Below are 12,571 nucleotides of genomic sequence, written 5' to 3'. Positions count from 1 at the left end.
TATCGTGCGATTCAAACGAAATCCAACCAAAACGCACGAAGACTTCAAAGTTATCGTGCGATTCAAGCGAAATTCAGTCATATCGCACGAAGACTACAAACTTATCGTGCGATTTTCCTACCTAACTAGTCCATACCTTCATATTCAACTAGCAAATACAACGCCAAAAGAGGCCGAGACACAATGTCCCAGCCTCTTTAAAATTCTATCTCTTACACATTAAATCTAAAGTGTACAACGTCTCCGTCTTTCATTAGATATTCTTTTCCTTCTAATCTTACTTTACCCGCTTCTTTTGCACCGTTCATACCGTTATTATTCAATAAATCATCATAGCTTACTGTTTCTGCTCTAATGAAGCCTCTTTCGAAGTCTGTATGGATGATTCCGGCACATTGTGGTGCTGTCATGCCTTCTATAAATGTCCATGCTCTTACTTCTTGTTCTCCTGCTGTAAAGTATGTTGCTAGTCCTAACAGGTTATATGATGCGCGGATTAACTTGTCTAATCCTGCTTCTTCTACGCCTAAATCTTCTAAGAACATTTCACGGTCTTCATCGTCTAATGTTGCTAATTCTTCTTCGATTTTAGCTGAAATAACGATTACTTCTGATCCTTCGTTATTTGCGTATTCTTCTATTTTTTGTACATATTCATTGTCTTCTGGACTTGCTACTTCATCTTCTGCTACGTTTGCTACGTATAACATTGGTTTTGATGTTAATAAGCTTAAATGTTTCACGATTGATTTTTCATCTGATGAGAATTCTAAGCTTCTTACTGGTTCATTGTTTTCTAATGTTTCTTTTATTTTTGCTAATACTTTTTCTTCTGCTACTGCATCTTTATCTTTCTGTTTAGCCATTTTTGCTACTCTATCATAGCGTTTTTCTACTGATTCTAAATCTGCTAACACTAATTCCATATTAATTACTTCAATATCATCTATTGGATCTACTTTACCAGATACATGTGTTACATTTTCGTCTTCGAATGCACGTACAACTTGGCAAATTGCATCTACTTCACGGATATGTGATAAGAATTTATTCCCTAATCCTTCACCTTTAGATGCGCCTTTTACGATACCTGCTATATCTGTAAATTCGAAAGCTGTTGGAACTGTCTTCTTAGGTTTAACTAATTTCGTTAATTCTTGTAAACGATGATCTGGTACTTCTACGATTCCTACGTTTGGATCGATTGTTGCGAATGGATAGTTCGCTGCTAATGCTCCTGCTTTAGTAATTGCGTTAAATAGTGTTGATTTACCTACGTTAGGTAATCCTACTATGCCAGCTGTTAATGCCATATGTTATTCACCTTGTCCTTTTTCGATTATTTTTTTGATTTTTTTATTAAATTCTTGTCTAGGTAGCATAATGCTACGAGAACATTCTTCACATTTAATTCTAACATCTGCACCAAGTCTTATGATTTTAAATTTATTATAACCACATGCATGCTGCTTCTTCATTTCAACGATATCATTTAAATTATACGATTTAATCATATTACAGCCTCCCGATTAGATGATTATTGAATGTTATTAGGATTATAAGAAACCATAGTTGGTATTGGTGCTTGAATACCTTCTTTATCAAAGAACGATTTGATTTCTCTTCTTAATATTCTTGCACCTGTCGCATGTTCGTTAGGTTCTGTTTCGCCTGCGATTTTTATCGTTGCTTCTCCTGCTGTAACATTTTCTACACCTAAAATTTCAGGGTCTTTTATGAAAATTTGATATTTTTCTTTTAGTGTAGGTAAAAATTTATATAATTTACTTTCTAATTCATCTAAGTCTTCTTTTATGGATACAGGTACTTCCACAATAGCCATACCATTATGAATTGAGAAGTTTACAATCTCATTCATTGTACCATTTGGAAGAATCGTTAAATCTCCTGCAAATGATAAAATTCTCGTAGATCTCATCCCTATTGATTGTACAGTACCTTCAGCAACAGTTGTACCCGTAGTATTAATTTTTACATAGTCTCCAACATCAAATTGATTCTCAAAAATAATAAAGAAACCAGTTATGACATCTTTAACTAAAGTTTGAGCACCAAAACCAATTGCTAAACCTGCAACTCCAGCACCTGCAATAATACTTTCAACTCTTATTCCTACATTGCTTAATATTGTCGTAGCAACAATGAACCACACAACATATGAAATAATGTTTTGTAGTAGGTTTACCATTGTTTTAGCACGCTTGTTAGACTTCCCTACCCTCTTAGTTCCGTATTTCGTAGTAAAGAATTTCTCGACTAATTTATGAAGTATCTTAATTATAATAAACGCTAATATAATATAAAATATCCCGATGAAAATTTGTTCTATCCATTTTTGCCAATTATCTGGATCCATAAAAGGATCGATTAGTTTATGAATGACGCTCATAATTTTATTCATTTTCACACCTCTTATTCTTCTAACAATAATTCTATAATTCTTTTGTATTCTGCTTCAGAATTAAATTCAAGTGAAATTTTACCTGCTTTTTTTGTCTTTGAAATATCAATGTTCGTTCCATATTTCTCTTTCAACTGATATTCATGTTTAACTAAAAAGCTTGGTTTATTTTGTTTTGGTTGTTTTGGTTTCTCTTGACCGTTAGCATTCAAAAATTTTATATATTCTTCTAACGCTCTAACGCTCATATTTTCTTTAATCACTTTTTTAGCAACTTGATTGATTTGATGCTTTTTCTCTATTCCAAGCAAAGTTCTGCCATGTGCACTTGATAATTTTTCTTCGTTGATTAAACTTTTCACGCTTGGAGGTAGATTTAGTAATCTTAAGACATTAGCAATATAAGATCTTGATTTACCTAATCTATCTGCTACGTCTTGTTGCTTTAAATTTAGTTCTGCCATCATTGTGGCATAACTCTTTGCTTCTTCTAATGGTTTAAGATTCTCACGTTGAAGATTCTCAATTATAGCGAGTTCTAACATTTCTTCATCAGTTAGCACTTTAATAATTGCTGGTACTGTGTCTTTCTCAGCTAATTGACTTGCTCTGAATCTTCTTTCGCCAACCACAATGTCATATCCTTTAATTGTTTCTCTTACTACTATTGGTTGTAATACACCATGTTGTGAAATAGACTGCGTTAAATCTTTTAAAGCTTCTTCATCAAAATAATCTCTAGGTTGATATGGATTTCTTCTTAATTTGTCTAAAGGAATCTCAACAATTTTATCATGACTAAAGTTATAAGAAATCTTTTCAACAAGTTCGTGATTTCTTTCTTTCATTTCATCACCACGTTATATATTCTAATTTGTTTCACGTAAAACATCCAAATTAGATTATAACAATTTTGAAGATGATATGCACAAAAGAATAATTGACCGATAAATTAAAATATTCAGAAAAGTTGTTGACAAAAAAATATGCCCATAGTATTGTGTAATATATCAACAACGAAATATTAATTAAAAGCACGATAAAAAGGAAAGTAAATCTTAAACTGCAATTATCAGAGAGTTCCCATTTGCTGAAAGGGAATATTGAAAGAAAGATTGAAAATGGCCTTGGAGTGGTGACATCGATATTGAGGTGTCAACGGGATCGCCCGTTATAGCGATACAGTATTAAAGTCTCTTTAGTGTTGATGGCGTACTGGAATTTGTTCATATTTTTACTGCCATTATATACTCTTTTACAAGAGACCACGTACTTATAGAGGTAGTGTCAGTAATGTCATTACGAACAAAGGTGGTACCGCGAGCTAAGCTTTCGTCCTTTACATCCGATTAATATCGGGTTTAAAGGACGGAAGCTTTTTTTATTTTTAAATACATTAGGGAGGAAGGCTATTATGAAATCTACTCAACTCGCTCAAATTTCATTAACTAAAGATCATACAGGTGCAACCACAAATCCTATATATCTTTCAACAGCCTATCAACATGAAAAATTAGGATGTTCAACTGGCTTCGATTATACGAGGACTAAGAATCCAACTCGCTCACAATTCGAAGAAGCATTTGCCAAATTAGAAGGTGGAAAATACGCATTTGCAACTTCTAGTGGTATGGCAAGTATTCAATTAATATGTAACTTATTTAAACCAAATGATGAAATTCTCGTTTCATATGATTTATATGGTGGCACATTTAGAATCTTTGAATTTTATGAAAAACAATACAACATTAAGTTTAAATACATCGATTTTTCAAATATTGAAGAGGTCAATGGATCTATCAATGAGCATACGAGAGCTTTCTTTATAGAACCCGTATCAAATCCATTAATGTTCACAGTGGAATTAGAACCATTGTATGCAATAGCGAAGTCTAAAAATATTTTAACAATTATTGATAATACATTCTTAACACCTTACTTTTCTACACCATTAAAAGATGGAGCTGACATTGTATTACATTCTGCTACAAAATACATAAGTGGTCATAATGATGTATTAGCAGGCATTGTAACCGTATCAGACGATTATTTAGGTGAACTACTTGCTCAATTTCACAATATGATTGGTGCAACACTATCACCTTTCGACAGTTATTTATTACTAAGAGGTTTAAAAACATTACACATACGACTTGATCGTGCTACCGAAAATGCCCAAAAATTAGCCGCTTCTTTTCAGTCAATTGAAAGCATTGATGAAGTACTTTATTCAGGGCAAACAGGCATGTTAAGCATTAGATTAAACAAAGCTTACAGTGTAGATCGTTTTTTACAAAATATTGATTTATGTATATTTGCCGAAAGTCTTGGTGGCACTGAAACATTCATCACTTTTCCATATACACAAACGCATGTAGACATGGCCGATGAAGAAAAAGATAAACGTGGTATCGACGAATATCTACTTCGTCTATCAATCGGAATTGAAGACTATGAAGATATTTACGCAGATATACTTCAAGCTCTAAAAAAATCAAAGAAAGAAGGGGTGTCATTATGAGTTATTCAAAAGAAACGTCATTAATATTAGACTCCACTAGAGGTAATGAACATTTATCAAGCAACCAACCATTATATTATTCATCAACATATCACCAACAAACATTAGGTGGTAATACTGAATTTGATTACGCAAGAAGTGGTAATCCTAACAGAAAGTTACTCGAAGAAAAGTTAGCCGATTTAGAAGGCGGTAATTATGGATTTGCATTCAGTTCTGGGATAGCTGCAGTAACGGCTGTATTCCTTACATTAGAACCTGGAGATCACGTTATACTTCCTGATGATGTATACGGAGGTACTTTCAGATTAACAGAACAAATACTAAAAAAATTCAAAATCGAATTTACAACTGTCGACCAAACAGACTTACAACAAGTAGAAGACGCTGTACAGGATAATACAAAGCTTATCTATGTAGAAACACCATCTAACCCGCTATTTAAAGTAACTGATATTGATGGTGTTGGACAAATTGCTCGTAGAAATGAAGCACTTTTAGCCGTAGATAATACATTCATGACACCATTAGGACAGTCTCCTTTGAAACTTGGAGCAGATATTGTCATTCATTCTGCAACGAAATTCTTAGGAGGTCATAGTGACCTGATTGCTGGCGCTGTTATCGTAAATGATCCCCAACTTAAAAATGATATTTACTTAATTCAAAATGGAACTGGCTCAGGATTAAGCGTCTATGATTCATGGACACTTGCTAAGCATTTAAAAACATTACCAATTAGATTTAAACAATCTGTTAGCAATACTGAACAAATTTATAGATATTTAATTGAAAATGAAGCAATTGAAACTGTTTACTATCCAATAACAAATGACACACATTTAAGACAAGCTAAAAATGGTGGTGCCGTATTAGGATTCAGACTTAAAGATGAATCAAAAGCACAAGCATTTGTTGACCATCTAAATATACCTTTAGTTTCTGTAAGTTTAGGTGGTGTTGAAACCATTCTTTCTCACCCAGCTACAATGAGTCACGCAGCTATACCTGAAAGCATTAGAGCTGAACGTGGTATTACAAACGGCTTATTTAGACTATCAGTAGGATTGGAAGATGTCAGAGAATTGATTACAGATATCGATTGGGCATTAAAGGAGGCTATATATGAATCTGAAAGAAGCATTGAAGAACCGCATTTTAGTGGCTGACGGTGCAATTGGAACAATCTTTTACTCAGAAGGATTAGACACTTGCCCAGAAAGTTATAACCTTACTCATCCTAAAAAAGTAGAACAAATACACCGCTCATATATAGAAGCAGGTGCTGATATCATTCAAACGAACACTTACGGTGCTAATTTCGAAAAGCTAAAAGACTTCAATTTAGAGCATCGTGTCAAAGAAATACATCGTGAAGCTGTTCAAATCGCTAAAAAAGCAAGCAATAAAGATACATTTATATTAGGTACTGTAGGTGGCTTTCGTAACATAAAAAAGAGTGACTTATCTATAGAGGCTATTCAGTATCATACAGAAATTCAAATTGAAACACTTGTAAATGAAGGTGTAGATGGCATTCTATTTGAAACTTACTATGATTTAGAAGAGCTGCTTACCGTCTTAAAAGATGCAAAAGCGAAATATGACATTCCGATTATTGCTCAACTTACAGCAAGTAATACTAATTATTTAAGAAATGGTACACCTATACCTGACGCATTAGAGGCATTACTAAGAGAAGGCGCAGATGTTGTTGGTTTAAACTGTCACCACGGACCTTATCATATGATAAAGACGTATAAACATATTGAAATTCCTAACAGTGCATATCTTTCTTGTTACCCTAATGCGAGCTTGCTGGATTTAGAAGACAATGACTTGAAATACAATAACAATTCGGAATACTTTTCTGACGCAGCTAAAGAACTTGTCAATCAAGGTGTCAGATTAATAGGTGGTTGCTGTGGTACAACACCAGAACATATTAAAAAAATCAAAAATGTCGTTAAAGATTTAAAACCTATCAAGCAAAAAAATGTTATTCCAATAGAGACAAAACAGTATAAAAAGCAAAATAAAAATGAACCTAGCATTAAAGAACTTGTTCAACAAAGACCGACCGTTATTGTTGAACTTGATACACCAAAACATTTAGATACGAATAAATTTTTCGATGGTATACAAGCTCTAGAAGACGCAGGTGTTGAAGCTGTAACACTTGCTGACAACTCATTAGCAAGCGTTAGAATTTCTAACATAGCAGCAGCTAGCATTATAAAGCAACAATATAAAATTAGACCCCTCGTACACTTAGCATGTCGAGATAGAAATTTAATTGGTCTTCAGTCACATCTAATGGGACTTTCGTTACTAGGTATTAATGATATTTTAACTATTACAGGTGATCCATCAAAAGTTGGTAATTTCCCTGGTGCAACAAGTGTATTCGATGTAAATTCTAGTGGATTAGCTGAAATGATTACCCAATTTAATCAAGGTATTAACGCAGATGGAGACACATTAAGAAGTAATACTAACTTCTCTGTAGCAGGCGCTTTTAATCCAAATGTAAGACGTCTTGAACCAGCAGTTAAAAGATTAGAAAAAAAGATAGAGTCTGGAATGGAATACTTCATTACACAACCTATCTATGAACCTGAAAGAGTTAAAGAAATATATGAAGCAACAAAACATATAGATGCACCAATCTTTATTGGCATCATGCCAATTACAAACTATAATAACGCCCTATTTTTACACAATGAAGTTCCCGGTATTAAATTATCAGAAACTGTGCTCAACGCTTTTGAAAAAGTTAAAGACGATCGAGACGCAACTCGTAAGCTCAGTATTAACTTGAGCAAGCAATTGATTGATGCGATACACCAATATTTTAATGGTCTGTACATCGTTACACCATTTTTAAAATATGATTTATCCGTTGAATTAGCAAATTATTCAAAATCAAAAACTGAAACACAAACCAAGGAGGCAATATTATGACAATTAAAACAGCAAATTTAGGATTTCCAAGACTAGGTAAAAAAAGAGAATGGAAGAAAGCCATTGAAAGCTACTGGGCTAAGAAAATAGATAAAGCTGAATTAGATCAAACATTGCAAGATCTACATAAAGAAATTTTAACAATTCAAAAAGAACATCATGTCGATCAAATTCCTGCTGGTGATTTCTCATTATATGACCATGTACTTGATACATCATTATTATTTAATATCATTCCAGAGCGTTTCCAAGGACGTCCTGTTGATGATGAATTATTATTTGATATTGCAAGAGGTAATAAAGAACACGTTGCAAGTGCACTTATCAAATGGTTTAACACAAACTATCACTATATCGTACCTGAATGGGATAACGTTACGCCTAAAGTAAATAACAATGTGTTACTAGAAAAATTCAACTTTTCTAAAGAAACGGGTGTAACATCTCATCCAGTAATCGTAGGACCTGTGACTTATGTAGCTTTATCAAAAGGCGGAGACCAAAGTTTTGAGGAAAAAGTTAGAACACTGTTACCATTATATAAAGAAGTATTCGAAAGTTTAACTGAAGCTGGTGCAGAATATATCCAAGTAGATGAACCAATTTTAGTAACTGACGAAGCTAAAGAACTTCAAGATATTACTAAAGAAGCATATGAATTCTTTAATAAAGAAGTTCCATCTACAAACTTAGTATTACAAACATACTTCGAACGTGTTGATTTAAACTTTGTAGGACAATTGCCTGTCTATGGTCTTGGTTTAGATTTCGTTCATGATAATGGATTTAACTTACAACAAATTAAAGATGGTTTATTCCCTAAAGAAAAGGCACTATTTGCTGGTATTGTTGATGGTAGAAATGTTTGGGCAACTAACATTGAAGCTAAAAAAGAACTGATTGCCTCTTTACAACCATATACAAATGAATTAGTTATTCAGCCTTCTTCTTCATTATTACATGTACCAGTTACTTTAGAAGAAGAAACATTAGATGATTCAGTTCGAGAAGGTTTAAGCTTTGCCACTGAGAAATTAGATGAACTATATGCTTTAAAACAATTATTTAATGAAAATGATGACACTTTATACAATGAATTAAAAACTCAATTTGAACGATTTGAAAGTCAATCATTCAAACAACTTGAATACGATTATGATTCCGTGAAATCAGAACGTAAAACGCCATTTAAAGAGAGAAAAGTTTTACAAGATGAAGTATTAAACTTACCTGATTTACCAACAACGACGATAGGTTCATTCCCTCAATCAAGAGAAGTAAGAAAATATCGTGCAGATTGGAAAAACAATAGAATTTCAGACGAAAAATATGAAGAATTTGTACAAAATGAAATTAAGCGTTGGATTGATATTCAAGAAGATATTGGTTTAGATGTATTAGTACATGGTGAATTCGAACGTAATGACATGGTAGAATTCTTCGGTGAAAAATTAAATGGATTCTTAGTAACTAAGTTCGGTTGGGTTCAATCATACGGTTCTCGTGCTGTTAAACCACCAATCATCTATGGTGATGTTAAATGGACAGCTCCACTAACAGTTAAAGAAACACTATATGCTCAAAGCTTAACTGACAAACCTGTTAAAGGTATGCTTACAGGTCCAGTTACAATCTTAAACTGGTCATTCGAACGTGTTGATATTCCTCGTAGCGAAGTTCAAGATCAAATCGCTTTAGCTATAAACGAAGAAGTATTAGCACTTGAAGAATCAGGCATTAAAGTGATTCAAGTAGACGAACCAGCATTGCGCGAAGGCTTACCTTTACGTTCAGAATATCATGAAGATTACTTAGATAAAGCTGTTCGTTCATTCAGATTATCAACATCTTCAGTCCAAGATTCAACACAAATTCATACGCATATGTGTTACTCTCAATTTGGACAAATCATCCATGCAATCAAATCACTTGATGCTGATGTTATTTCAATTGAAACATCAAGAAGCCATGGCGATTTAATCCAAGACTTTGAAGATATCACATACGATTTAGGAATTGGTTTAGGTGTATATGACATTCATAGTCCGCGTATACCAACAGAAGAAGAAATTACTGTAGCAATCGATAGAGCACTTAAAGAAATTGACCGTTCTCTATTCTGGGTAAACCCTGACTGCGGATTGAAAACAAGACAAGAAGATGAAGTTAAACAAGCTTTAACTGTACTAGTAAAATCAGTAGAAAAATTACGTAAAGACAGCACAGTAAAACAACCAAATTAAACGAACTGCCAACACACAGTTCAGTTATATTAGCCATTAGTTCCAAATCTAATAACACTGCCATATAATATTTTTGAGCGAGTACTATATGGCAGACTTCCTTCCCTATATTAAATATATAAAATAAGAACCTTTCGGTGGAGACCGAAAGGTTCTTATTATGATGTTTAGTATTTTGAAACTGTTGCAGATCCAATTTGATGATCGATTTCAATCGCATTTTCACTGTTTTTACGATATAAATAATAGAAATACATACTCCATAAAATTGTAAGACCTACTGATAACCAGTAGCTTAGTGATAAATCCATTCCAAAACCAATCGGCTGACTTAAAATATAAGTGAATATATTCCATGTCATAAACAATGCAGGAATCAATGCTACATAGAAATTCTTTTTAGATAACAATAGATACATTGCACCGATCCACAGCGCTATTGTAGCTGTAGTTTGGTTTGCCCAAGAGAAGTATCTCCATAAGATTGTAAAGTCCACTGTTGTTAAAATGAAACTAATAATAAACATTGGTATTGCTATTGCAAATCGTTTCCACATTTTCTTTTGACCAAATTTAAAGTAATCTGCAAGAATCATTCTAGCACTTCTAAATGACGTATCACCACTCGTAATTGGTAATACAATAACACCAAGAATTGCTAATGTACCAAACACTGAGCCTAATAACATTGTAGATGCTTCACTAACTACAAGAGCCGCTTCACCTTTAGCTAATACTTCTTGAAGTCCGCCATAACCACCGAATAAACTCATTGCCGCTGCAGCCCAAACCATAGCGATAATACCTTCAGCAATCATCATGCCATAAAATATTTTACGGCCATTCTTTTCATTATTTGTCGTTCTAGAAATAATTGGCGATTGCGTCGCATGGAAACCAGATAAAGCACCACACGTGATAGTAAAGAATAATAATGGGAATATCGGTGCAGAATCAGGATGCATATTCTTTAAAGTTAATTCTGGAATCTCTGCTCCTGTCATCAATAACCTCACGAAAATACCTACTGCTGAAATCATGAGAATTAAACCAAATATCGGATATACCTTACCAATAATTTTATCAATCGGTAAAATTGTAGATAAGAAATAATATAAGAAAATAACAAAGATAATAATACCTAAAGCAATTTTTCCATCCATTAGTGAATGTAGAAGTAATGCTGGACTAGTAACAAACACAGTACCAGTCAATAAAAGTAGTAATAACGTAAACACATTAACCAAATGTTTCATCACATTACCTAAGAATTTACCAGCTAATTCAGGTAAGTGAGCCCCTTTGTTACGAATTGAAATCATACCCGTTAAATAATCGTGAACAGCACCAGCAAATATAGAACCTAATACAATCCATAAAAAAGCAACCGGACCATATAAAGCACCCATAATTGGCCCAAAAATAGGTCCAACACCAGCGATATTCAATAATTGAATCAATGAATTCTTATTCGTCGTCATTGGAACATAATCAATATTATCCCTTTGATCATGAGCCGGTGTCGGACGTTCATCTTTAACACCAAACATCTTTTCGATATACTTACCATATGTAAAATAACCTACAATCAATAATACTATTGAAACTAAAAATGTAATCATTGAAATCCTCCTATGTGTAAGCGTTTACATAAATTATAAATGAGTTTTTTATGAAAAACAATGTTTAATTTAATGATTTTATATATTGCAATAATTCTTTTTCTTCATAAATTATTTTTTTTGAAATATTCAATTTTTCATGTAATCTTAAATTTCTTTTATTTAGCCATATTGCATTCCATCCAACATTGTAAGATCCCATTACATCATTATTATAAGAATCTCCTATATAATAAGTTTCTTTTTTCTTCAAGTTTAACTTTAATTCCACAATATCAAATAATTTTTTATCTGGTTTTGAAAAACCGATTTCTCCCGATATAAAAATACTATCTTTAGGAAACCATCTCAATAATTCTAAGGTTTTGATTTTATTCCATTGTCTATCTTTTTCACCATTAGTAATAATGCCAATTTGAATTTCTTGATGATTATAACAGTAATCTAAAACATTTATTATTTCTTTAGTTAAAGTGATTTCATATTGATATTTTTCATAAGTTCTCTGAAATTCTATAGCCTCTTCATTACTAATATTTAAACCACAAACTTCTAATGCTTTTGTAATTCTATATATATGCATTTCTTTTATCGACATTTTTCCAGTTTGAGTTAATTCAAATTTGCTATCACTATATTTACGAAAATAATAGAATAACTGATTAATATCTACGTTAATTTTTGAAAACAATTCATTAATAGACTTTTTAAATGGATGTTTCAAGTCGTATAGAGTATCATCTAAATCAAATAATATAAACATCTTTAACTCCCCCTTTTAATTATAGAAAAACACTAT

At 32.7% G+C, this 12,571-nt stretch carries 10 protein-coding genes and 1 other annotated feature; of the genes, 4 read left to right on the top strand and 6 right to left on the bottom strand.

Translation table 11 applies throughout. The features are described from left to right. Positions 1–212: 212 nt before the first annotated feature. Genes ychF through LQ609_RS09240 form a run of 4 tightly spaced genes read right to left on the bottom strand, consistent with a single transcriptional unit; the run spans position 213 to position 3,270 of the window. Positions 213–1,313: a redox-regulated ATPase YchF gene (gene ychF, locus LQ609_RS09255; protein WP_078357166.1), complete on the bottom strand. Its 1,101-nt coding sequence runs from the start codon at positions 1,311–1,313 to the stop codon at positions 213–215. Between the two features lie 3 nt (positions 1,314–1,316). After that, positions 1,317–1,514 (bottom strand): DUF951 domain-containing protein, encoded by a 198-nt coding sequence (locus LQ609_RS09250; RefSeq protein ID WP_078357167.1) that lies wholly within the window; start codon positions 1,512–1,514, stop codon positions 1,317–1,319. A gap of 23 nt (positions 1,515–1,537) precedes the next feature. Continuing rightward, positions 1,538–2,422, bottom strand: coding sequence for a mechanosensitive ion channel family protein (locus tag LQ609_RS09245; protein ID WP_078357168.1), 885 nt, complete (start codon positions 2,420–2,422; stop codon positions 1,538–1,540). 11 nt (positions 2,423–2,433) lie between these two features. Continuing rightward, a complete protein-coding gene (locus tag LQ609_RS09240; RefSeq protein WP_239734625.1) occupies positions 2,434–3,270 on the bottom strand; it encodes a ParB/RepB/Spo0J family partition protein in 837 nt (278 codons plus the stop codon). Between the two features lie 182 nt (positions 3,271–3,452). Then, positions 3,453–3,765: a binding site (T-box leader), on the top strand. 71 nt (positions 3,766–3,836) lie between these two features. On the opposite strand from LQ609_RS09240, the gene LQ609_RS09235 reads away from it, so the two are divergent. Genes LQ609_RS09235 through metE form a run of 4 tightly spaced genes read left to right on the top strand, consistent with a single transcriptional unit; the run spans position 3,837 to position 10,150 of the window. Continuing rightward, complete coding sequence (locus LQ609_RS09235) at positions 3,837–4,943, top strand: aminotransferase class I/II-fold pyridoxal phosphate-dependent enzyme (protein ID WP_239734624.1); 1,107 nt, start codon at positions 3,837–3,839, stop codon at positions 4,941–4,943. Beyond that, a complete protein-coding gene (gene metC, locus LQ609_RS09230; RefSeq protein WP_107509097.1) occupies positions 4,940–6,112 on the top strand; it encodes a cystathionine beta-lyase MetC in 1,173 nt (390 codons plus the stop codon). The genes LQ609_RS09235 and metC overlap by 4 nt, the downstream gene beginning before the upstream one ends. After that, positions 6,069–7,907, top strand: a complete 1,839-nt coding sequence (locus LQ609_RS09225) for a bifunctional homocysteine S-methyltransferase/methylenetetrahydrofolate reductase (RefSeq protein WP_078357172.1) — start codon at positions 6,069–6,071, stop codon at positions 7,905–7,907. The genes metC and LQ609_RS09225 overlap by 44 nt, the downstream gene beginning before the upstream one ends. After that, positions 7,901–10,150 carry a 5-methyltetrahydropteroyltriglutamate--homocysteine S-methyltransferase gene (gene metE / locus LQ609_RS09220; RefSeq protein ID WP_239734628.1) on the top strand — a complete coding sequence of 750 codons (2,250 nt, stop codon included), beginning with the start codon at positions 7,901–7,903 and terminating at the stop codon, positions 10,148–10,150. Before LQ609_RS09225 ends, metE begins: the two co-directional genes overlap by 7 nt. Positions 10,151–10,317: 167 nt before the next feature. Here metE and LQ609_RS09215 read toward each other — a convergent pair whose 3' ends face one another. Continuing rightward, positions 10,318–11,772: a carbon starvation CstA family protein gene (locus LQ609_RS09215; RefSeq protein WP_078357174.1), complete on the bottom strand. Its 1,455-nt coding sequence runs from the start codon at positions 11,770–11,772 to the stop codon at positions 10,318–10,320. A gap of 64 nt (positions 11,773–11,836) precedes the next feature. Further along, the gene (locus tag LQ609_RS09210) at positions 11,837–12,535 is read right to left on the bottom strand and encodes an HAD family hydrolase (protein WP_239734623.1); all 699 of its coding nucleotides are present in this window, start codon (positions 12,533–12,535) and stop codon (positions 11,837–11,839) included. Between the last annotated feature and the right edge of the window lie 36 nt (positions 12,536–12,571).

This window comes from Mammaliicoccus sp. G-M28, from assembly GCF_022386595.1.
Lineage (GTDB): Bacteria > Bacillota > Bacilli > Staphylococcales > Staphylococcaceae > Mammaliicoccus > Mammaliicoccus fleurettii.
The sequence above is the reverse complement of the archived record's forward strand: the minus strand, read 5'-3'. Positions and strand labels throughout refer to the sequence as shown.